This window comes from Pseudomonas fragariae (ex Marin et al. 2024) (assembly GCF_059621105.1).
The window spans coordinates 2,269,435-2,294,285 of sequence record NZ_CM184369.1 but is presented as its reverse complement, the minus strand read 5'-3'; the positions used below and the strand labels follow the sequence as shown (position 1 = coordinate 2,294,285).

Sequence of the window (24,851 nt, the reverse complement as noted above, 5' to 3'; positions counted from 1 at the left end):
ATTACCTGTTTTCCGTTTTCCATCGAGACCCGTCATGAAAAAAACATTGCTGCCCCTGTCCGCCCTGCTCGGCCTGTTGCTATGCGGCACCACCCTCGCCGCCACGCCCGCAGCGGTGCCCGCGCCCGGAAAAGTGTTCAAGGACTGCAAGGACTGCCCGGAAATGGTCGTGCTGCCTGCGGGCACTTTCACCATGGGTGCGCCCGAAGAGGAACTGGGTCGTCAGCCGGACGAAGGCCCGCTGCATGACGTGACCTTCGCCAAACCGTTCGCCATCAGCCGCTTTCAGATACTGGCTGGCGAATGGGCCGCCTATATCAAAAGCTCCGGTTACAAAATGCCGGATGGCGATACCCGGCCGGGCCGCGAGTGCAAGGCCGGCAAGCCGCGCTACCCGCTGAGCCCGCGTCAGCCTGCGGTGTGCATGGACTGGAACGAAGCCAAGGCGTATGTCGAATGGCTGTCGAAAAAAACCGGCAAGTCCTACCACATGGTCAGCGAAGCCCAGCGTGAATACGCGGCACGCGGCGGCAGCAAGGGCTCGTTCCCGTTTCCGATGGACGAAGGCAAGCCCTACAGCATTGCCAAACACGCCAACACCTACGGCCCGGAAGACGGTTTCAGCTACACAGCGCCTGCCGGCAGCTACAGCCCCAACGATTTCGGCATCTACGACGCCCACGGCAACGTCTACGAGTGGACCGCCGATTGCGAGACCAGCAACTACAAGGGCGCGCCCACCGATGGCAGCGCGTGGCTGGCCGGTGATTGCACCTGGAAGATGATTCGCGGCAATGACTGGACCGAAGCGCCGATCTTCTCGCGCTCTGGCAACCGCAACAGCCGCCAGCCGGATGTACGGGGTGACTGGCTGGGCTTCCGGGTCGCCCGCGACCTCTGACGGACTTTATGCACTCCCGGCCTGAACCAGCCCACGCCGCACTCACGGACACTGACGAGACACACCATGACCCGCACAACTGAAAGCCTCGCCCGGGAAACCCTGAGAATCCTCAAGCCGTTCTGGTGGCTGGTGGCGCTGTCGACCTTGCTGGGGATTGTCAGCGGCCTGAGCGTCACCGGCCTGCTGGCCACCATCAACAACGCGATGAACAGGCCAGGCGGGCCGGACACGCAGACCGCGCTGCTGTTCGCCGGCCTGTGTGTGCTGACCCTGGCGTGTTCGACCCTGTCCAACCTGTCGACCAATTACGTCGGCCAGCGAGTCGTCGCCAACCTGCGCCGCGAGCTGGCGGCCAAGGTGCTGGTCGCGCCCATCGAGCAGCTGGAACGCTATCGCGCGCACCGCCTGATCCCGGTGCTGCTCAACGACGTCAACACCATCAGCACCTTTGCCCTGTCGGTCGCGCCGATGGTGATCTCGTTTACCGTCACCCTCGGCTGTCTGGCCTATCTGGCCGTGCTGTCCTGGCAGATTCTGGCACTGACAGTGCTCACCGTGGTGCTCGGCACCGGCGCACAATACCTGGCGCATGCATTCGGCATGCGCAGCATTCTGGCGGCGCGCAACAGCGAAGACGAATTGCAGAAGCACTACCAGGCGCTGTCCGCAGGCGCCAAGGAGCTGCGCATTCAGCGCAAACGTCGTCAGCACATGCTCGACGAAAAGATTCACGGGGCCACTGAACACATCTGCCGCTCGAACATTCGCGCTGCCAACATCTTCGTCAGCGCGGAAACCTTCGGCTCGATGCTGTTCTTTGCGGTGATCGGCATGGCCATCGCCTTCCAGGCCATGTGGCCGACCACCGAGAAAACCGTGCTGGGCGGCTTCGTGCTGGTGATGCTGTACATGAAAGGCCCGCTGGAACGCCTGATGACTGCCCTGCCCGGCATCAGCCGCGCGCAGATCGCCATGCGCCGCATCGCCGAGCTGTCGTGGAAATTCTCCAGCCCCGAACCGCACCTGCTGGTCAGTGACCGCCCGACGTCGCTGGCCAGCATGCACACGCTGGAACTGCACAACCTGCGCTATGACTACCCGCCGGTCGAGGGCAGCGACGCCTTTCACCTCGGCCCGGTCGACCTGAGCATCAAACAGGGCGACATCGTGTTCATCGTCGGCGAGAACGGCTGTGGCAAGACCACGCTGATCAAGCTGCTGCTGGGCCTGTACACCCCGCAACAGGGTGAGATCCGCCTGAATGGCCAGGCCGTTACCGCGGAAAACCTGGATGACTACCGCCAGCTGTTCACCACGATTTTCGCCGACTACTACCTGTTCGACGAGCCGTTGCAGGGCCAGGCCGCGCTGCCGCCGGACGCGGGCAAGTACCTGGAGCGCCTGGACATCGCGCACAAGGTCAGCATCGAGAACGGTGCCTTCACCACCACCGATCTGTCGACCGGTCAGCGCAAGCGTCTGGCACTGATCAATGCGTGGCTGGACGAGCGTCAGGTGCTGGTCTTCGACGAGTGGGCCGCCGATCAGGACCCGGCGTTCCGTCGCGTGTTCTACGCCGAGCTGCTGCCGGAATTGAAGCAACAGGGCAAGACCATCATCGTGATCTCCCATGACGACCGCTATTTCTACGTTGCCGATCAGTTGGTGCGGATGCAGACCGGGCAGATTCAGGTCGAACAGGTTCGCAACGAAACCCGCGATAAAACCATTACGGCGTGATTCACTCGCACCTGAAACGCCCTGCCCGGCCCGTCCGCGAGCGGGGCTTTTTTTGCCTGGCCGCTCCGCGCCACCCTCAATTGCTAGCCAAGCGCCATCTTTTTTCGTGGAGTGTGAAAAAAACATTAAATAAACGTTATTCGCTTTCGTTCTCATTAACAGCGAATTGCGCGCCCAGCCATCTCTCGCGCAACGCTCCATAAAAAAGTGGCTCACGCCTGCCCGGTCGACGGCTGGACCCGACTGCGCAGACCTGAACGACGCCCCCGATCTCCTTGCCGATACCCACTGGAAAGAGCCAATTCATGCACAACCCGTCACGACTCACCCCGCTCAGCAAAGCGTTGATGCTCAGTCAGATGTTCCGCTCCCGGCCATCCATGGCGGCCATGGGTCTTGCGCTGTGCATGCCGGTCGCCGGTCAGGCACAGGAAACCGTCGCAGACGATTCGAACACCACGGGCACAGTCAATCTGGCCCCGACTGCAATCGACTCGCATTACCTGGGCACCACCACCGACGGCACCGGTTCCTACACCACCGGCGCAGTGAGTATCGGCAAGGGTGCACCGCAATCGCTGCGCGAAACACCGCAATCGGTGAGCGTGGTGACTCGGCAAGTCATGGATGACAACAACCTCACCAGCCTCAGCGACGTGCTGGAAGACACCCCGGGTATCACTTTCCAGTACCGCAACTTCGGCGGTCACGTGTACACCTCGCGTGGCTTCTCGCTGCTGGCGGAAAGCTTCCTGGTCGACGGCATTGGCGGTCAGGGCTATCAGATCACCGGCTGGATGCAGCCGGACGTGGCCATCTACGACCGTGTGGAAGTGCTGCGCGGCGCGTCAGGGCTGTTGGTCGGTGCCGGGCAGCCCGGCGGCGCGGTCAATCTGGTGCGCAAACGCCCGACTGCCGATAACAAATTCTCGATCACCACCCGCGCCGGCTCATGGGACCAGTACCGGGTCGACCTGGATGGCAGCGGCAAGCTCAACGATTCCGGCACCCTGCGCGGGCGCATGGTCGCGGCCTACGATGACAGCGGCTCCTACCTGGACGGTCGCGACAGCCGCACGCCGCTGCTGTACGGCATCGTCGAAGCCGACCTGAGCGATGACACCACCCTGACCATGAGCCTGCGTCGTCAGGAACAGGTCATCAACGGCTACTCGATCTATGGCCTGCCGCGCTACAGCAACGGCCAGTCGCTGGGCCTGTCGCGCTCGACCAACCTGGCGCAGAAGTGGAACCGCCATGAAAGCGACATGACCGAGGTGTTCACCGAAGTCGCGCATCGCTTCAATGAAGACTGGACCAGCCGGACGTCATTGACCTATTCCCAGGGTGGCTTCGATCAGAACATTGCCTTTGCACGGGGCGCAGTGAATCCCGTGACGCTGGCGGGCTCCAACTTTCAGGGCACGCTGTTCCGCAAGGACGAGGTCGACAGCGTCGGTCTGAACAGCCAGCTGGAAGGCAACTTCAACGCGTTCGGCCTCGAACATCAGGTGACCCTGGGTGCCGACTGGTCGAAGCAGGAGGCCAACACGCATCAAGTTACGTTGACGAGACGGACCGCGATCAACATCTTCGATGTCGACCAGAACGCATTCGCCAAACCAGCCCGTCCGGCCTGGCAAACCGACATCGACACCACCGAAGAACGCGCGGGTCTGTACGCCAACACGCGTATTCACCTGAGCGAACCGTTGAGCGTGGTGCTGGGCACGCGCCTCAGCTGGTATGACTACAAGTACGACGTCAAAACCGGCTTGGCGAAGGATTACGAGTCCAAACAGACTCAGGAATTCACGCCCTTCGCGGGTGTTATCTATGACATCAACGACAGCTGGTCGTGGTACGCCAGCTATGCCGACATCTTCACGCCACAGGCCAACTACGTCACCGCTGGCGGCTCGCCACTGGACCCGGCCATCGGCTCCAACTACGAAACCGGCTTCAAGGGCGAGCTGTTCGACAAGCGCATGAACCTGTCGATGGCGCTGTTCTATATCAAGCAGAAAGATGTGGCTGCTGTCGATATCGCGGCCCAGGATAACCTTACAACGTGCCCTACCAGCTCCGACGGCTCCTGCTACCTGCAGGACGGCATCAGCCGCAGCAAGGGCGTCGACGTCGAGGCCAGCGGCGAGGTACTGCCGGGGCTGCAAGTGTTCGGCGGTTACACCTACAACATGCTGCGCAACAACGGTGATTCGGATGTGGCTTACGAAACGCCGAAACACATGCTGCGCCTCAACACCAGCTACAACCTGCCGGGTGCCTGGAACCGCCTGACCCTGGGCGCTGGAGTGTCGGCGGATTCGGGTTACGAAGTGCCCTACGACAAAGCACTCGGCGTAGCCGGTCGGGCCATCTGGGATGCCAGGGCGTCATGGAAACTGGACGAAAACTGGAAGGTGTCGCTCAACGCCGAAAACCTGTTCGACCGCAAGTACTACACCACCTCGATCGCCACCGACCGCTCCAACGTCTACGGCGAACCGCGCAGCTACGTCCTGACCTTGCGGGGGGATTTCTGATCTAAGCTCAGCGTTATAGAAATCCCTGTGGGAGCGAGCTTGCTCGCGAAGGCAATGGTTCAGATGCCCTGATTTCCGGGGCTGGACAGGCATCTTCGCGAGCAAGCGAAGCGTTGATCGCGTGGCGCGGCACCATCGTGCCCATGCTCCGCGCGGAGCGGTTTCGGTTCGTGATACAGCGCTGTGCACGCGACCAGGCTGCCGCAAATGCATTATCCTTCGCCATTGATCTCAACGAGCCATCCCTGCCATGCAATCATCCTCCAGCCGTCTGCGCACCGGCCGCGTGAAAACGCTCGGCCTGCGTCTGGGCGGCGTGGGGCTGGTGCTGGCGTTGAGTGTCCAAGGACAGGCGCTGGCGGAGGAGTTCGAATTCGATATTCCGGCGCAGACGCTGAGCAGTGCCCTGAAAGAATTGGGCCGCCAGTGCGATCTGCAAATCCTCTACAACCCCGACGACCTGAACGGCAAGCTCAGCAGCCCGGTGCATGGCAGGCTGACGCCCGAACAGGCCGTCGCCGACCTGCTGAAAAAAGCCAACGTAGCGCACAGTCTTGAAGACAACACCCTGACCCTTGGCGCTGCTGCCTCCGCACACACCATGAACCTGGGGCCGGTGGCGATAAAGGGCGACTCGTTCGGCATCACCACCGAGGGCAGCGGCTCGTATGCGGCCACTGGCGTGAGTATCAACAAGACCGCTCAGTCGCTGCGCGAAACGCCGCAGTCGGTTACCGTCATGACCCGCCAGGTGATGGACGACAAAAACCTCACCGGCCTCGACGAGGTGATGGCACAGACGCCCGGCATCACCTTTTCCCAACGCAATTTCGGCTCTCATGTCTTCAGTTCGCGGGGCTTCGCGCTGGAGGACGAGAGTTACATCATCGATGGCGTGGCTGGCCAGGGTTACAGCGTGACCGGCTGGATGACCCCGGACATGGAAATCTACGACCGCGTCGAAGTGCTGCGCGGCGCGGCCGGCTTGCTGATCGGCGCGGGCAACCCCGGTGGCGCGGTCAATCTGGTCCGCAAGCGCCCGACCGCCCTGCCGCAGTTGTCGATCACCACTCGCGCAGGCAGTTGGGACAGCTACCGGGTCGATCTGGATGGCAGCAGCAAACTCAACGATTCAGGCAGCATCCGCGGGCGTTTTGTAACGTCCTATGAAGACCGCGGCTATTTCACCGATGGTCTGCAGAAAACCGCACCGTTGCTCTACGGCATCCTGGAAACCGACCTGAGCGAAGACACCACCCTGACCCTGGGCGTACGCCATCAGAACGCCGACACCCAGGGCTTTTCGATCTTCGGTCTGCCTCGCTACAGCAACGGCAAGGCCATCGACCTGCCGCGTTCGACGTCGCTGGCCCAGGACTGGAACCGCCACCAGACCCGCACCGACGAAGTGTTCAGCGAACTGGAAACCCGCTTTGACGACAACTGGAGCGGCACACTGTCTGCCACTCACTCCGATGGCGCTTTCGATCAGAAGGTCGCCTATGCACAGGGCGCTATTGATCCAGCGACGCAGAGCGGTTCCCGGCTGGTCAGAACCCTGTTCCGCTCGGACGATATTCATAGCAATGGCATCGACGCGCACCTGGATGGCCGGTTCGACGCCTTTGGCCTGAGTCACCAGTTGACCGTCGGCGGCAACGGGTCCGAACAGAAACGCGAGTCGCGCTATGCCACGGTCAACGCCAATCAACCGCTGGCTATCTTCAGCCCCGACCACGACGCGATTGCCGAACCTCCGCGTCCGGCCTGGAGCAGCACGGACTACAGCGACAAGCGCTATGGCGTCTACAGCAACCTGCGCCTGAGCCTGACAGAGTCGTTGAGCCTGGTGATGGGTGGCCGGGTCAGCAGCTATGACTATCAGACCACGTCTGCAGGCGTGACCCGTCGCGCCCAGGAGGACAATCAGGTCACCCCGTTTGCGGGGGTCATCTACGACCTCAACCGGGACTGGTCGTGGTACGCCAGTTACACGGATATTTTTCTGCCGCAAAGCGCCTATCGAACCGCATCAGGCACGCTGCTTGATCCGGCCATCGGCGCCAGCCATGAAACCGGAATCAAGGGCGAGCTGTTCGACAAACGTCTGAATGTGTCACTGGCGCTGTTCTATGTGAAGCAGAAGGATGTGGCCGTCGAGGATGATGCCAATGCTGGTCAGTGCGTTAGCAATGATGCCTATGGGACCTGCTACCTGAACGGTGATATCCGGCGCAGCAAGGGCATCGACATGGAAATCAGCGGCGAGCCGTTACCGGGATTGCAGACCTTGGCCGGCTACACGTTCAACATCACCCGCGGCAGTGACGGGCAATCGATTTCAGCGGAAACACCCCGGCACATGCTGCGCCTGACCAGCAGCTACACCCTGCCCGGCGCCTGGCGTCGCTTGACCATCGGCGGCGGGGTCTCGGCGCAGAGCGGCTACTTGGAACACGAGTCGACCCAACCCATCGATAACGCTGGCCGGGCCATCTGGGATGCGCGGGTTGCGTGGAAAATCGACGAACACTGGACGGTGGCGCTCAACGGTAACAACCTGCTGGATCGCAAATACTACAAGGCCACCGGCGACATCGACCGCGGCAACTACTACGGCGACCCACGCAACTACGTCCTGACCCTGCGCGGTGATTTTTAAGCGACGCTCGCCCCTCGTGATCAACAGCGTCCAGAAAGGCACGCTCCAGCCCAGATACCTGTCGTTCCTCACGCTCTGGTGTGACCCCCGAAGGTTGGACAATTATCCACCTACGCTGCCTTGGCGGCCTGCATTCTGTATTCCACAGGACTCAGGCCGTTAAGCTTCAGTTTTATGCGTGAGTGATTGTAATACTCAATGTACTCTTCGATACCCGCTTGAAGCTCATCCAGATCGTTAAATTTGTTCAGGTAGAAAAATTCGGATTTCAGCGTGCTAAAAAAGCTCTCAATAGCCGCGTTGTCGTAGCAGTTACCCTTGCGCGACATGCTGGCTGCGATCGAATTCTCATTGAGCAGTCGCTGGTAAATAGGCATCCGATATTGCCAGCCCTGGTCGGAATGCAAAATCGGCTTTTCATGCGGTCCAAGCCGCTTAAATGCTCCTTCAAGCATTTCGTCGACCATGGAGTACAGCGGGCGCCTGGCAATCGCATAGGAAATGATTTCGCCGCTGTACAGATCCATGATCGGCGACAGATAGAGTTTCTGGCCTCCTACTTTGAATTCGGTCACGTCGGTGGCCCATTTCTGGTTAAGGTATTGCGCTTTGAAATCACGCTTTAGCAGGTTAGGCGCGGCCTTGCCTGTTTCGCCTTTGTAGGAACGGTATTTCTTCACGCGTATCAGGCTCTTCAGGCCTAGCTGCCCCATTAGTTTCTGCACCGTCTTGTGGTTCACAAGATGGCCCGCCCTGCGCAAAGCTGCCGTGATGCGACGATAGCCATACCGGCCCTTGTGCTCGTAGAAAGTTGCCTGAATCAGGTCTTTCAGCCCGGCGTATTTGTCATCTGCCAGCAGTACCTTTTGTTGATAGTAAAAAGTGCTGCGTGCCAGACCGGCAAACTTCAGCAGGCCGTCCAGAGAATGTAAAGGCCTCAGTTCCATCACGATTTGCGCTTTTTCTGCTGCGCTATTCGTTGCTTCTTCTGAACCAAGGCATCGAGCTTTTTTAGATAATCGACCTCCATCCGCAGTTGCTTCACCTCGGCAAGCAACTCGTCACGCGAGCGCGATTCATCGTTGATCGGAGCGGAGTTCACAGGGGGAAGGGGCGTCGTCATCTTTCTTGGGCGTCCAGCTTTCTTAGGGGGCTTTGAGGATGCGTTAAGAGCACCTTCGTCAAAAAGGCGCTGCCATAGATTGATGATGCCGAACTGACGGATATCGAACAAGGCCGCTGTCTGGCGCAGTGATAATCGCTCATCATGCATGCGCTTCAAAACAGCTAGCTTGAATTCGTCACTGTAACGCTGCCGCCTTTTCTCTTTAAGAGCGGCTGGGCCGTGGATCTGATAAGCCGCGACCCACTGACGAAGGCAGGAAAAGTCCACATCGTGGCGACGCGCAACATCCCTCAAACCTGCCTTGCCGGCACAATACTCTTTCACGGCTGCGAGTTTTGCCTGCTCTGTATATTTACCCATGACGCCTCCAAAGGTTGCATCCAACCTTCGGGGGTCACACCACTCCAGCGTGGGAATGCCGTTCGTGACGCTCTGTCACACCAGCTACGCCGCGCCACGCACTCAAGAGAGGACGCAGAGCGTCCAGAAAGGCATGCCCACGCGGAGCATGGGCACGATGGTGTTCTTCAGGACGCTTATCGTTCCTCACGCTTCAGCGTGGGAATGCCGTTCGTGACGCTCTGCGTCACACCAGCTACGCCGCACCACGCACTCAAGAGAGGACGCAGAGCGTCCAGAAAGGCATGCCCACGCGGAGCATGGGCACGATAGTGTTCTTCAGGACGCTTATCATCCATCACATCCCAGTCCAGACACCCATCGTTCCTCACGCTCCAGCGTGGGAATGCCGTTCGTGACGCTCTGCGTCACACCAAACGCTCGGCAAGCCCCTGCAGAAACGCTTCCGCGATCACCAGGTTGTCGTGCCGTTGATCGATCGTTGTCGAGCTGCGCAGTCCGTTGACCGAGCACTGTTCCAGCAGCACCGCTTCGGCCTTGGCAATCTGCCCCGGTTTACGGCTCTGCCCTGCCCACCAGCAATCGACCTGCACATTGAGGGTTTTCAAGGTAAACGCCTGGCTGAGTTTTGCGTTGGCTTCCAGTAACTTGTAACCGGTTTCGATTTCGTCCTGCACCGCGATGTCCTGGAACATGCTGCGCAGGCTGTCGACGTTCATCGCATGTTGCAATGCGATCTGCTCGATTACCTGGTCAATCACTTCACTCTCCCCGCTCACCGACTGCCGGGCCTTTTCGATCAGGTCGACAATGGTTTGCTCCTGCAAGCCCGGCACAAAGGCCTGCAGGCTTTTGATCAGGCTGCGGTAGTAGTTTTCGCCCTGCTGCTGCGTGGTGACTTGCGGATCCTCTTCGACCCATTGCATGCCCACCGATGCCGGTAGCTGGGTGTCGACCAGCCCGAGAAAGCTCACCACCTCGCCAGCGCGCTCCAGCACATGCGCGACCTCGACGGCCAGCGCGCCGCCCATCGACCAGCCCAGCAGGTTGTAAGGCCCGTGCGGCTGGGTCATGCGGATCTGTTCGACGTAGTAGTCGACCATGTCCTGCCACGACGTATCGAACCAGCCCGGCACCACGTAGGCCTTGTTGACCAACCCGTAAACCCGTCGGCTGTCGCTCAACCTGCCCGCCAGCGGGTAATACGAATAGGTGCCACCACCGCCCGGTGGCAGGCAGAACAGTGGCGCATGCGTCGAGCCATTGGCGTTCATGGCGATGACCGCCGATTTGACCCGAGCCTCATCGGCACGCATGAAATCGGCGAGTTCACCCAGGGTCTGCAGCAACAGCAAGTCATGCAGTTTGATGGAGATATCGAACGTCTCGCGAATCCTGCCCACCAGTGAAACCGCCAGCAACGAGTGCCCGCCCAGCGCGAAGAAGTTGTCGTTGAGCCCGACCCGTTCGACGTGCAACACCTGCTCCCACAACGCAGCAAGACGTTGCTCGAATGCCGTACGCGGCGCCACGTAACCCTGCTGTGAGCGGGCCACGTCCGGTTTCGGCAGTGCTCTGCGATCCAGCTTGCCATTGGCGGTCAGCGGCATCGAATCGATAAAGACAAAGTAGCCCGGCACCATGTAATCCGGCACGTGAGCCTTGAGGTGGGCCTGCAGACGCTCGCGCAGAACGTCCGGCGCCTCAGCGGCATCGGTTGGCACCAGATAAGCCACCAGTTGCTTGCCGGACGGCCCGTCGATGTCGATCACCGTGGCTTCGCGCACAGCGGCATGCTCATGCAGACGCGCTTCGATTTCACCCAGTTCGATACGCAGACCGCGAATCTTCACCTGGTGGTCGATACGCCCGGCGTAGTCGATGACACCTGCGTCGCGATAACGCGCCAGATCGCCGGTGCGGTACAGCCTGCCGCCGCCCTGCTCGTCGAACGGGTCCGGCACGAAACGCTCAGCCGTCAAGGCTGCACGGTTGTGATAACCACGTGCCAGACCGACGCCACCCAGATACAACTCCGCCGCCACGCCCTGTGCGGCAGGCAGCAGGCCGTGGTCGAGGATGTGGGTTTTCAGGTTGTCGATCGGCCGTCCGATCGGCACGCTGAGGATGTCATCCGTGCTGCACGTCCAATGGGTCACGTCGATGGCCGCTTCGGTCGGGCCATACAGGTTGTACAGACCGGCCAGCGGCAGACGCTTGAGCACCTGGGCGGCCAGTTCGGCAGGCAGTGCTTCACCGCTGCATACCACCCGACGCAGCGTGTTACAGCTTTCCACCTGCGGATGAGTCATGAACGCCTGCAGCATCGACGGCACGAAATGCAAAGTCGTGACCTTATGCTCACGGATGGTCTGCACCAGCCGCTCGGGGTCGCGGTGATCGCCCGGCAGCGCCACGGCCAGACGTGCGCCAGTCATGAGCGGCCAGAAGAACTCCCAGACCGACACGTCGAAACTGAACGGCGTCTTTTGCAGAACCGTATCGCTGCCATCCAGCGCGTAGGCCTTCTGCATCCAGTGCAGACGGTTGACCAGCGCACGATGGCTGTTGCCCGCGCCCTTGGGTTTGCCGGTCGAACCCGAGGTATAAATCACGTAAGCCAGATTCAATGGATGACTCAGGTTGACCGGGTTGGCAGTGCTGTAACCTTCCAGCCAGTCGCCGTGCTGATCCAGGCACAGGCTCTGCACCTGGGGCGGAATCGGCAAACGCTCCAATAGCGCCGCCTGAGTCAGCAGCAGACCGATACCGCTGTCCTGCATCATGTAAACCAGCCGATCCTCGGGGTAATCCGGGTCCAGCGGCACGTAAGCGCCACCGGCCTTGATGATCGCCAGCAGACCGATCACCAGTTCCAGGCTGCGCTCGACGCAGATACCCACCAATACGTCCGGGCCGACGCCCGACTCACGCAGGCGATGCGCAAGCTGATTGGCGCGGGCGTTGAGTTGCGCGTAGCTCATCTGCTCGGCGGCGAAGATCAGTGCCGGAGCGTCCGGTGTCGCACGCACCTGGGCTTCGATCAGATTGTGCAGGCACTGCTCGCTGGGGAAGTCTGCGGCTGTGGCGTTCCACTCGCGCAGCACATGCTGCTGCTCGCGGTCGCTCAACAGCGCCAGTTCGCCAAGCGCCGCCTGCGCGTCATGCGTCAGCGCCTGCAGGACCTGCTGAAAATGCGCCGACAACTGCGCCATGTGTTGCTCGCTGAACGCCTCACGGGCGTAACTGAAGCGCAACGACAGGGTTTCACCGAGATTGACCACCAGCGTCAGTGGGTAATGCGTCTGCTCCTGCGTGTGCAGGCCGCCGAATACCAGTCCGGGCGGCGCAGCCTGTTGCAAGGCTTCGGAAACCGGGTAGTTTTCGAACACCAGAATAGTGTCGAACAGCGCCTCGCCAGCGCTGCGTGCCCAACGCTGAATCTCGTACAGCGGCGTGTGTTCGTGCTCTCGCAAGGCGATGTTCTGCGCCTGCACCTGTTGCACCCACTCCGCCACACGCTGCTCGGCACGCGGGCTGGCGATCACCGGCAGGGTATTGATGAACAGCCCGAGCTGCTCCTCGACACCCGGCAGGTCCGCCGGACGCCCGGCCACGGTTGCGCCGAAGGTGACGCTGGACTGCCCCGTATAGCGTTGCAGCACCAGCAGCCAGGCCGATTGCACCAGCGTGTTGAGGGTCACGCGCTGCTCACGGGCAAACTCACTCAGTTGACGGGTGTTCTCGGCGTCGATCAAGTGCAGGTAATCACCATGTCCCTGCCCGCTATCAGGCGCCTTGAAGGCCTGCACCAGACGCGTTGGCTCATCGAGTCTGGCCAGCTGACCGGTCCAGAAACGCTCGCTGAGCCCGGCATCCTGGCGCTGCAACCATTCGATGTAGTCGCGATAGCGGCTGACCTGCCTAGGCAGTGTCTGGCCGCTATAACGCTGCAGCACTTCACCTAACAAACGCGAGCTGCTCCAGCCGTCCATGAGGATGTGATGGCTGGTATAGATCAGTTGATGGCTCTGCTCGCCGGTGCGCACTACAGCCAGGCGCAGCAACGGCCCCTGGGCCAGATCGAAACCCTGCTGGCGGTCGGCATCGGCCCATTGGTCGATCCAGTCAGACGACTGCCCCCGCGCATCCAGCTCGACAAAAGGCATGCGCACATCACGCAAGACCACTTGCAGCGCTGGCTGCAGATGGCTGATGAAAGCGCTGCGCAGCACCTCATGAGCATCCAGCGTAGCCTGCCAGGCGGCGCAGAAACGCGGCACGTCCAGACCGCTGACGTCGATGCGCATCTGGTTGATGTAATGACCCGCTTGCTGCTCGAACAAGGTGTGGAACAGCATGCCCTGCTGCATCGGTGCCAGCGGGTAGAGGTCTTCGATCTGCCCGGCAGCTATCGGCAAACTGCTCAACTGTGACTGGCTCAGGCGCGCCAGTGGGAAGTCCGACGGAGTCGCCCCGGCCACGCCTTCGGTGGTGCAATGGGCAATCAATTGTTGCAATTCGGCGGCGTACTCATCGGCCAGACGCTGCACGGTCTCGCGCTCGAACACCGCGCCACTGAAGGTCCAGCTCAGGCGCAGCTCACCGGCATAGACCTGACCGTTGATGCTGATCGGCGCAGCCAGCGGCGCATCAGCACTCTGTGAGGCACCGCTGCTGTCGGCCGAGGGTGTGAACAGTGCCTCTGGTGCGTCGAAGCTGCCGTCGAACTGCCCCAGGTAATTGAACACGATGCTGCCCAGCGGCAGGGCTTGCAGGGTCTGCCGAGCCGATTCGCGGCCCAGGTAGCGCAACGCGCCGTAACCGATGCCCTTGTCGGGCACTCCGCGCAGTTGCTCCTTGATGGTCATGATCGAGTCGGCCAGCGAGGCCTGCGGGGTGAGCCTGACCGGGTACACATTGCTGAACCAACCCACCGTGCGGCTCAGGTCCAATGCGTCGAACAGGTCTTCGCGGCCGTGGCCTTCAAGACGAATCAACGCATGCGGTTGCGCGGTCCAGCGGCTGACCACCCGCGCCAGCGCGGTCAGCAGCAGGTCATTGATCTGCGTGCGGTAGGCCGCCGGGGCGTCCTGCAGCAGTTGCCGGGTCAGTTCGCTGTTCAGTTGGGTGACCACCGACAGCGCATGCTGCTGTTGCTGGCCGCCATGCGGATGATCACACGGCAAGGCATCGCTGACGTCCTGCAATTGCGTCTGCCAGTAGCTCAGTTCCTGCTCCAGCGCCGGACTTTGCGCGTAGGCCTGCAGATGCTCGGCCCAGGCTTGCAGCGAGCTGGTTTTTGCGGGCAGCAGCGCTGGCTGACCTGCTGCGAGGGCGATGTACGCCTGTTGCAGGTCTTCCAGCAACACCCGCCATGACACGCCGTCCACCACAAGATGGTGAATCACCAGCAACAAGCGCTGTTCGCCTTGCGGCAGGTTGATCAGCACGGCACGCAGCAACGGGCCGTTTTTCAGGTCCAGGCTGCGTTGCGCCTCAGCGGCCAGCTCAGGCAAGCGCTCGATGCTGTCCAGCTCATGGGCCCAGAGCAGCTCGCGAGTGTTCGGCGCGCCGAAGGTGGCCTGCCATTGGCCGCTCTGCCGGGTGAAACCCAGACGCAACGCATCGTGCTGTTCGACCAACGCAGTCAATGCCGACTGTAGATGAGCGGCCTCCAGCGTTTGCAACGGCTTGAGCATCAGCGCCTGATTCCAGTGCTGGCGCTCGGGGATGTCCAGTTCGAAGAAACGTGCCTGAATCGGCAGCAACGGCAACGAACCGCTGATCTGCTCTGCCGCAGCGACGGGCTTTTTCTGAATCAGTTTTGCCACCGAAGCCAGTTGGCCGATGGTCTGTTTTTCGAACAATTGCTTGGGGCTGAGCTTGATGCCCTGGCGCTTGGCGCGGGCGATGATCTGCAGACTGAGGATCGAATCGCCGCCCAGTTCGAAGAAGTTGTCGGTGCTGCCGACCTGTTCCAGTTTCAGCACGTCCGCCCACACGGCGGCGAGCTTTTCCTCGATCTCGCCGACCGGCGCGGTGTAGCGCTGTTTGACCACGCCGGGCATGGGCAAGGCGCGCTTGTCGAGCTTGCCGTTGGCGGTCACTGGCAGACGCTCCAGGAGCATGATCTGCGCGGGCACCAGATACTCGGGCAAGCGCGCCGCCAGTTGCCCACGCAGGCTTTCAATATTCAGGCTCGCACCGGCTGCCGCGACGCAATAGGCCACCAGTTGCAGACGTGTCTCATCGCTTTCCAGCGGCTGGGCCAGCACCACGGCATCAGCCACGTTGTCCAGGGTTTGCAGAAGCTGGCCGACCTCGCCCGGTTCGACCCGGTAGCCGCGGATTTTCACCTGATCGTCAGCACGGCCCAGGTATTCCAGCACGCCGTCCACCCACCGCGCACGGTCGCCCGCCCGGTACAGGCGCTGACCATTGGCGTCCGGGTCCGGCACAAAGCGTTCGGCGGTCATTGTCGCACGGCCCAGATAACCCTGCGCCAGCCCGCGCCCGCCCAGATACAGTTCACCGGCCACCCGTTCGGCCACCGGATTGAGGTAAGCGTCCAGTACCCGCGCCTTACCGTTGGCCAGCGGCTGACCGACCGGCACACTGCGGCAGGCGCTGAGAGGCCCGGCCACTTCGTGGGTCAGGATGCCGACCGTGGTTTCGGTCGGGCCGTAGTGGTTGATGATCCGGCAGCCCGGCTTGAGCGCACGCACCTGCTCGATCAACGCCCAGGCGCTGGCCTCGCCGCCCAGAATCAGCACTTGCCCAGGCAGCACGTCCGCCGGGTTGGCGGCCTGCAGCAGGCCCTGCAAATGGCTGGGCACGATTTTCAGTACGTCAACCTGATGCTCGACCATGTAACGCGCAAAACCGTCAGGGTCGAACGCCTGTTCGTGAGACAGCAGGTGCAGCGCCCGGCCAGAGGCCAGCGCACCGAACAGCAGCGTGTGCCCCAAGTCGGCAGCGACCGTCGACACTATCGCCATGCTCGCCCCGTCGCTCAACGCCAGGCGCTCAAGCACGCCCTGCACGTAGTTGGCCAGCGCGCCGTGGCTGATCACCACGCCCTTGGGCTGCCCAGTGGAGCCGGAGGTGTAGATGATGTACGCCACTTGCCCGGGCAGCACCCGAACGTCCAGCGCCTGGCTGTCGACAGCGGCCCACAGCGCAGCATCGAACGCCAGCACCGGGCACACGCCCAACCGCGCGGCCTTGTCGTCATCGGGCGCATGCACCAGCAGCACCGCGCCGCTGTCACGGACCAGTTGCTGCAGGCGCTCGGCCGGTTGCGCGCTGTCCAGCGGCAGGTACACCGCGCCCAGCTTCAGCACCGCCAGCAGGCTGACCACCCATTCCACGGAGCGGTCCAGGCACAGCGCGACGGTCATGCCCGGTTTGATGTCCTGGGCGTGCAGGTAGCGGGCGAATTGATTACTGTGTGTCTCAAGCTCGTCAAAGCTCAACACCTGCTGGCCCACACGCAACGCAGTCTTGCCACGCCCGGCACGCAGGCCCTGTTGCCAGAGGCTGAGGAAATCGGGGCAGGCAAAGTCCTGGGTTTGCTCGGCGACCGGTGACGATATCGCGTGAGGATGATCGGCCAGACGCCGGTCGGTGTCCGAAACCAGTGCTTGCAGCCCGCTGCGCAGCGCGTCGGCAATGCGCTCGATGCTCTGCGCTTCGAACAGGTCGGTGGCGTAGGTGAAATAACCGCGTATCCCGTCGGGCGTGTCGGTGAAGTCGAAGGCCAGGTCGAAACGCGCATCGCTGCTGCCTATCGGGAACTCATCGACCGTCAGGCCCGACACGCGCTGCCCGCTGCCATCGGCCGCCAGCACGTGCTGATTGATCTTGAACTGGAACAGCGGGTTGTGGCCCGGATTGCGCTCCGGTGCCAAGGCATCCACCAGATGCTCGAACGGCAGTTCCTGATGCGACTGCGCGCCCGTCACCACCTGTTTGACCTGATCCAGCAGCTCGGCAAAGCTCTGCCGCTCGTCCACCTGCACACGCAGCACCTGAGTGTTGATGAAAAAGCCGATCAGCCCTTCCAGCTCGCTGCGTGTGCGCCCGGCATTGGGTGCGCCGATGCGGATATCGGACTGCCCGCTGAAGCGCGACAGCACCACCGACAGCGCCGCCAGCGTCACCATGAACAGGGTCTGGCCGTTGTTGCGCGCCAGGCTTTTCAGTTGCACGGAGAGTTGCTGCGGCAGGTCGACGCGCACCATTGCACCGCGATGGCTGGGTTGCAGCGGACGCGGATGATCCAGTGGCAGGCTCAGCAGCGGATGTTCGCTGCCCAGTTGCTGTTTCCAGTAGTCCAGTTGCCGCTCGCCCTCCCCGGCCTCCAGCCAGGCGCGTTGCCAGATCGCGTAGTCGGCGTACTGAACCGCCAGCTCGGGTAACGGAGCTGGCTGTCCGGATACCTGCGCCTGATAAAGCTGCACGAACTCGCGAATCAGCACTTCGCCGGACCAGCCATCGGACACCACGTGATGCATGCACACGGTCAGTACGTGTTCGCTTTCACTCAACTGGAACAGCTTGACCCGCAGCAGCGTACCGCTCAGCAGATCGAAGGGCTGTTGCAACTCGGCGCGCACCTGCTGCTCGATCTCTGCGGGCGCCGCCGACGCGAACTCGAGGGCGACCTTGGCCTGTTCAAGAATCTCCTGGTAGAACACGCCGTCCTCTGACACGAAGCGGGTGCGCAGGGTTTCATGGCGTTGCACCAGCCGGTCCAGCGCCGCGCTCAGGGCCTGCCGGTCCAATGCGCCATTCAGACGCACCGCCATGGGCACGTTGTAGGCCGCGTTGCCCGGTTCCATCTGCCAGAGGAACAGCATGCGCTGCTGCGCGTAAGACAGCGGAATAAGCGCTGCGGCATGCCGGGTCACGGCGATGGGCAGCAGTTTGAAGCTCTGTCCGGTCTCGTGCATCTTGGCGAGGATCTGCCGGCGCTGTTCGACGGGCAAGCCGACGAAACGCTGGGCGATACGTTCTGCTGCAGACTTGTCCATGTCAGATACCCGCCATTTCATTCATCATTTTTTCAATATCGGACAAGCCGTCCTCGGTCAGCGACAGGCCACTGCCGGCGAAGGCCTGAATAAATTCGTTCAATTGCGGTTTCTCGAAGATCAGGCGCAGCGGAATGTCGATTCCCAGGCCGCTGTGGATTCTGGAAATCAGCTGCGTCGCCAGCAGCGAGTGGCCACCAAGCTCGAAGAAATCGTCGCTCAGGCCGACACGCTCGACCTTCAGCACCTCGGCCCAGATCGCCGCCATCTGCTGTTCCTGCTCTGTGGACGGTGCGACGTACTGGCGCTGCAACTGGCTGGCGTCCGGTTTCGGCAGGGCCTTGCGATCGAGCTTGCCGTTGGCGCTCAGCGGCATCCTGTCGAGGAGGATGAAATGCGTGGGCACCATGTAATCCGGCAGCGATTCCTTGAGGAAGGCCTTGAGCGCATCACGCAACTGATCGTCGTGGTGCTCGACCACCAGATACGCCGCCAGCTGCTTGCCGGACGGGCCGTCAACGTCGATCACCACCGCCTCATGAATGCTGTCGTGCTCCAGCAGGCTGGCTTCGATTTCGCCCAGTTCGATGCGCAAGCCGCGAATCTTCACCTGATGGTCGATACGCCCGGCGTAGTCGATAACGCCCGCGTCGCGATAACGCGCCAGATCACCGGTGCGGTACAGCCTGCCGCCGCCCTGCTCGTCGAACGGGTCGGGCACGAAACGCTCAGCCGTCAGTGCGGCACGGTTGTGATAACCGCGTGCCAGACCGACGCCACCCAGATACAACTCCGCCGCCACGCCCTGTGCGGCAGGCAGCAGGCCGTCGTCAAGGATGTGGGTTTTCAGGTTGTCGATCGGCCGCCCGATCGGCACGCTGAGGATGTCATCCGTGCTGCACGTCCAATGCGTCACATCGATAGCGGCTTCGGTGGGGCCATACAGGTTGTACAAACCGGCCAGCGGCAGACGCTTGAGCACCTGGGCGGCCAGCTCGGCAGACAGTGCTTCACCGCTGCATACCACTCGGCGCAGCGTGTTACAGCTTTCCACCTGAGGATGGGTCAGGAACGCCTGCAGCATCGACGGCACGAAATGCAGCGTCGTGACCTGATGCTCGCGGATGGTCTGCACCAGCCGCTCGGGGTCGCGGTGCTCACCCGGCAGCGCCACGGCCAGGCGTGCGCCGGTCATCAGCGGCCAGAAGAATTCCCAGATCGACACGTCGAAACTGAACGGCGTTTTCTGCAAAACGGTGTCGGATTCGTTCAGCCCGTAGGCCTTCTGCATCCAGTGCAAGCGGTTGACCAAAGCACGATGGCTGTTACCCGCGCCCTTGGGTTTGCCGGTCGAACCCGAGGTGTAAATCACGTAAGCCAGATTCAGTGGATGGCTGAAGCTGACTGGATTTGCAATGCTGTAACTCTCCAGCCAGTCGCCGTCCTGATCCAGGCACAGGCTCTGCACCTGGGGCGGAACCGGCAAACGTTCCAATAATGCCGTCTGGGTCAGCAGCAAGCCAATCCCGCTGTCCTGCATCATGTAAGCCAGCCGATCTTCGGGATAATCCGGGTCCAGCGGTACATAAGCGCCACCCGCTTTAATGATCGCCAGCAGACCGATGACCAGTTGCAGACTGCGCTCGACGCAGATACCCACCAATACGTCCGGGCCGACGCCCGACTCACGCAGGCGATGCGCAAGCTGATTGGCGCGGGCGTTGAGGTGTGCGTAGCTCAGTTGCTCGGCGGCGAAAATCAGCGCCGGCGCCTCCGGCGTGGCGCGCACCTGAGCTTCGATCAGGCTGTGCAGGCAGTCCTCGCTGGGGAAGTCTGCGACTGTGGTGTTCCAGCCGTGGAGAATCTGCTGCCGTTCAGCCCTGTCGAGCATCGGCACTTCGGCGATCCGCTGTGCGGCATTGGCGCAGATGGCCTGCAACAAGGCCAGCCAGTGCCCGGCCATGCGCTCGATGGTGCGCGGGTCGAACAACGCTGTCGCGTAGGTCAGGCCAGCGCTCAGGCCACCGTCATGTTCAGCCGTGTTCAGGGTCAGGTCGAACTGCGCCGGGTAACTGTCCGGCAGCAGTGCCTCGACCTGCAGACCGGGCAGCGCGCGGACATCGGCGCTGGCCTGGCTCTGGTGATTGAACATCACCTGAAACAGCGGGCTGTGGCTGAGGCTGCGTTGGGGCTGCAGGGCTTCGACCAGTTGCTCGAAGGGCAGCTCCTGATGCGCCTGGGCTTGCAGGGCGGTGTGTTTGACCTGCTGCAGCAACTCGTTGAACGTCTTGTGCACGTCAAACTCGGCACGCAGCACCTGCGTGTTGACGAAGAAGCCGATCAGGCCTTCGGTTTCAGCGCGGTTGCGGTTGGCAATCGGCACGCCGACACGAATGTCCGACTGACCGCTATGACGGTGCAGCAGGCTCTGGAATGACGCCAGCAACAGCATGAACAGGGTCACGCCCTGTTGCCGCGCGACCTGCTTCAAGCCATCGATCAGCGCGGGTTCCAGTTCTACCGCCAGCCGCGCACCGGCATGGCTTTGCACCACTGGCCGCGGGTAATCGGCGGGCAGTTCCAGAATCGGCTGCTGATCGCCCAGTTGCTGCTTCCAGTAATCCAGCTGCCGGGCCTGCTCGCCGGCCTCCATCCAGGTCCGCTGCCACAGCGCGTAGTCCGCGTATTGCAGGTCCAGCGCGGTCAAGCTCACCTCACGGCCCTGACTGTAGCCCTCGTAAAGGCGCACCAGTTCATCGACCATGATCGGCATCGACCAACCATCGGAGACAATGTGATGCTGGGTCAGAATCAGCACATGCTCGTCGGTGTGCAGGTTCAGCAAACGGACTCGCAACAGCGGCCCTTGCTCCAGATCGAACGGGCGCTGCATTTCCTGCTGCACGCAGGCTTCAAGGGTCTGGTCGCTGGGCACCGACTCGACCGGCAGGGTCAAGGCGCGTGGCGCATGAATGACCTGTACGGCATGCTCGCCCTGCTGGCGGAAGGTCGTGCGCAGGGTTTCATGACGTGCGATCAGCGCGCTGAAACTGTGCTCCAGTGCCGCGATGTCCAGCGAACCGCGCAGGCGCAGGGCTGCGGGAATAACGTATGCCGTGTTCTCCGGGTCAAGCTGCCAGAGGAACCACTGCCGCTGTTGCGCATAGGAAAGCCCCAGCGGCTGCGTGCGGTCGGCCTTGATGAAGCGCGGCGCACCGTTGCCCTGCCCTGCGCCCGCTGCCAGCGCGAAGGCCGCCAGATCATGCGCTTCGAACAGGTCGCGTAACGACAGCTCGACATCCAGCTGCTGACGAATGCGCGAAATCACCTGAGTGGCCAGCAGCGAATGCCCGCCCAGCTCGAAAAAGTTGTCGCTGCGCCCGACCCGCTCGATCTGCAAAACATCGGCCCAGATCGCCGCCAGTTGCTGCTCCAGCTCGCCCTGCGGGGCGCTGTAGGTGGCCTGTAACTGACTGGCGTCCGGCGCAGGCAGCGCCTTGCGGTCCAGCTTGCCGTTGGCAGTCAGCGGCATGCTGTCGAGGACGATGAAATGGGTGGGCACCATGTAATCCGGCAGGTGCGCCCTGAGTTGGTTTTTAAGCATTTCACGCAGGGTTGGCTGGTCCTGATCAGGCTCAGCAGGCACCAGGTACGCCGCCAACTGCCCGTCCAGCGCCAGCACGTGCACTTCACGCACCGCCGGGTGCGCTTGCAGCCGCGCTTCGATTTCGCCCAGTTCGATACGGAAGCCACGAATCTTCACTTGGTGGTCGATGCGCCCGGCGTATTCGATGGTTCCGGCAGCGCGATAACGCGCCAGGTCGCCGGTGCGGTACAGACGGCCGCCCTCGTTGGAGAACGGGTCCGGCACGAAGCGTTCGGCAGTCAGCGCGGCGCGGTTGTGGTAACCCCGCGCCAGACCGGCATGGCCGATGTGCAGCTCGCCGCTGCAACCTTGGGCGACCGGGTTGAAATCGGCGTCCAGCACGTACCACGACAGGTCGGGAATCGCCTCGCCAATCGGGCTGGCGGGGTTCTGCGTGTCAGCCAGCGTGATCGGTCGATAGCTCACGTGCACGGTGGTTTCGGTGATGCCGTACATGTTGATCAGTTGCGGTGATTGATCGCCGAAACGCGCGAACCAAGGCTTCAGGCTCGCCACGTCCAGCGCCTCGCCGCCAAAGATGACTGTCTGCAGCGACAGCGGTAACGATGAATCGCAGGCCACGCGCATCAGTTGCTTGAACGCCGACGGCGTCTGGTTGAGCACCGTAACCTGCTGCTCGACCAGCAGCGCATGAAACTCTTCCGGCGAACGGGTCACTTCGCGGGGCACGATGACCAGTCGGCCGCCATGCAGCAGCGCGCCGAAAATCTCCCACACCGAGAAGTCGAACGCGAAGGAATGGAACAGTGTCCACACGTCCTTTTCGCTGAATTCGAACCACTCATCCGTGGCCGCGAACAGGCGCATCAGGTTGTGATGGGCGAGCAAGGTGCCTTTGGGTTTGCCGGTCGAGCCCGAGGTGTAGATCACATAGGCCAGGTTGTCCGGCGTAGTCTGATTGTGCGGGTTTTCCGTGCTGTAGCCGTCCAGTGCGTCAGCCAGATCGAGCGTCTGCACCTGTTCGGGGATCGGCAGTTTGCCAAGCAGATGCGCCTGGGTCAGCAACAGCTCGATACCGCTGTCCTGCATCAGGAAGCTCAAACGATCCTGCGGATAATCCGGGTCGAGCGGCACGTAAGCGCCACCGGCCTTGAGGATGGCCAGCAGTCCGACAATCATCTCCAGACCGCGCTCGGCAGCCAGCCCGACGCGCACATCCGGGCCGACGCCCTGCTCGCGCAGTTTGTGCGCCATCTGGTTGGCTCGCTGGTTGAGCCGCCGGTAACTCAGTTGCTCATCGCCAAAACTCAGGGCGATGGCCTGCGGGTTACCCTCGACCTGGGCCTCGATGCGTTGATGCGCGCAGTGCTCGCTTGGGTAGACCGCAAGATCGCGGTTCCAGTCACGCAGGGTGTACTGGCGTTCCTCGGCGCACAGCAATGGCAGGTCAGCGATACGCTGATTGACGTCGTGGCACATGCCGTTGAGCAGGTTGCGCCAGTGGCTGGCCATGCGCTCGATGGTCGATGCGTCGAACAGGTCGGTGGCGTAGGTCAGTGCGGCTGTCAGGCCGTCCGGGCGTTCGCAGGTGTCGAGGGTCAGGTCGAACTGCGCGGTGTGCTTGTCGGACACCTGATATTCCAGACGCAGCCCTGCCAGCTCACGGCTCTGGTTGTGGCCTTCGCTCTGGTGGTTGCAGGCCACCTGAAACAGCGGGCTGCGGCTCAGGTCGCGCTGCGGTTGCAAGGCTTCGACCAGTTGTTCGAACGGCAGGTCCTGATGGGCCTGCGCCTGCACAGCGGTGTGTCTGACCTGCTGCAACAGCCCGGCCACGGTGGTCTGCGTGGTGAATTCGGCCTTGAGCACCTGGGTGTTGACGAAGAAGCCGATCAGCCCCTGGGTTTCGCTGCGGGTACGGTTGGCGACCGGCACGCCTACGCGTATATCGGCCTGACCGCTGTAGCGATGCAGCAGGGTCTGAAACGAGGCCAGCAACAGCATGAACAGGGTGATGCCCTGTTGGCGCGCCAGGGTCTTGAGGTTATTCAACAGCGCGACATCCAGTTTGACATTGAGTCGCGCACCTTCGTAATTGCGCAGTGCCGGACGCGGCCGATCAGTGGGCAATTCCAGAATCGGCTGTTGCTCGCCCAGTTGCTGCTTCCAGTACGCCAGCTGGCGTTCCTGCTCGCCCATTTCCAGCCAGTTGCGCTGCCAGAGGGCGTAGTCGGCGTACTGGATCGGCAACGGCGCCAGTTTGATCTCGCGGCCCAGCGTGGCGGCCTGATAGCACTGCATCAGTTCGTCGACCATGATCGGCATCGACCAGCCATCGGAGACGATGTGGTGCTGGGTCAATACCAGTACATGCTCCTGCGCGCTCAGCCTGAGCAGCCTGACGCGCAACAGCGGTCCGTGTTGCAGATCGAAAGGCCGTTGTACTTCCTGATCCACATAACGCTCGACCGTTTCGCCAGCCGCCAGTTGCTCGACACCGAGCGCAAACGGCGACGCCGGATGCACCACCTGCAGTGCTTCATCGCCCTGCTGTTCGAACGTCGTGCGCAGGGTTTCGTGACGCTCGATCAGTTGCTCCACGCTGCGTCGCAATGCCTCGACATTCAGCGCACCGTGCAGGCGCAGCGCCAGCGGAATGTTGTAGGCCGCGCTGTGCGGCTCCAGTTGCCAGATGATCCATTGCCGCTGCTGCGCGTAAGAGAGCGCGGACGGTGCCTGCGTCTCCCTCACGGCAATCGGCGTGACCCCGTAGAGATTCACCCCTTGACGCTTGAGCAGCACCGCCAGCGCCTTGCGTTCACGGGCGGACAGCGATTTAACGGAGTCAAGCAACTGTTGCACTGGGGTCTC

Annotated in this window: 7 protein-coding genes; 4 read left to right on the top strand and 3 right to left on the bottom strand. The window is 62.0% G+C overall.

The annotated features are described in order from the left end of the window. The first annotated feature begins 34 nt into the window (after positions 1-34). From pvdO to AC54XV_RS10115, 4 genes are all read left to right on the top strand, one after another. Positions 35-901 (top strand): dihydropyoverdine dehydrogenase, encoded by an 867-nt coding sequence (gene pvdO, locus AC54XV_RS10130; RefSeq protein WP_496718515.1) that lies wholly within the window; start codon positions 35-37, stop codon positions 899-901. Between the two features lie 66 nt (positions 902-967). Next, positions 968-2,644, top strand: coding sequence for a cyclic peptide export ABC transporter (locus AC54XV_RS10125; RefSeq protein ID WP_496718513.1), 1,677 nt, complete (start codon positions 968-970; stop codon positions 2,642-2,644). Between the two features lie 305 nt (positions 2,645-2,949). Beyond that, the gene (locus AC54XV_RS10120) at positions 2,950-5,190 is read left to right on the top strand and encodes a TonB-dependent siderophore receptor (RefSeq protein WP_496718511.1); all 2,241 of its coding nucleotides are present in this window, start codon (positions 2,950-2,952) and stop codon (positions 5,188-5,190) included. A 250-nt stretch (positions 5,191-5,440) separates the two neighbouring features. Then, positions 5,441-7,852 (top strand): TonB-dependent siderophore receptor, encoded by a 2,412-nt coding sequence (locus AC54XV_RS10115; protein ID WP_496718509.1) that lies wholly within the window; start codon positions 5,441-5,443, stop codon positions 7,850-7,852. Between the two features lie 110 nt (positions 7,853-7,962). Here AC54XV_RS10115 and AC54XV_RS10110 read toward each other — a convergent pair. From AC54XV_RS10110 to AC54XV_RS10100, 3 genes are all read right to left on the bottom strand, one after another. After that, a protein-coding gene (locus tag AC54XV_RS10110; protein WP_236469710.1) for an IS3-like element ISPsy9 family transposase occupies positions 7,963-9,338 on the bottom strand; the annotation gives its coding sequence in 2 pieces (ribosomal slippage) (positions 7,963-8,867 and positions 8,867-9,338; 1,377 coding nt in all). Positions 9,339-9,745: 407 nt separating this feature from the next. After that, entirely contained in the window at positions 9,746-18,376 is an 8,631-nt protein-coding gene (locus tag AC54XV_RS10105; RefSeq protein ID WP_496718507.1) for an amino acid adenylation domain-containing protein, read from the bottom strand. 1 nt (position 18,377) lies between these two features. Continuing rightward, positions 18,378-24,842 carry a non-ribosomal peptide synthetase gene (locus tag AC54XV_RS10100; protein ID WP_104653004.1) on the bottom strand — a complete coding sequence of 2,155 codons (6,465 nt, stop codon included), beginning with the start codon at positions 24,840-24,842 and terminating at the stop codon, positions 18,378-18,380. Between the last annotated feature and the right edge of the window lie 9 nt (positions 24,843-24,851).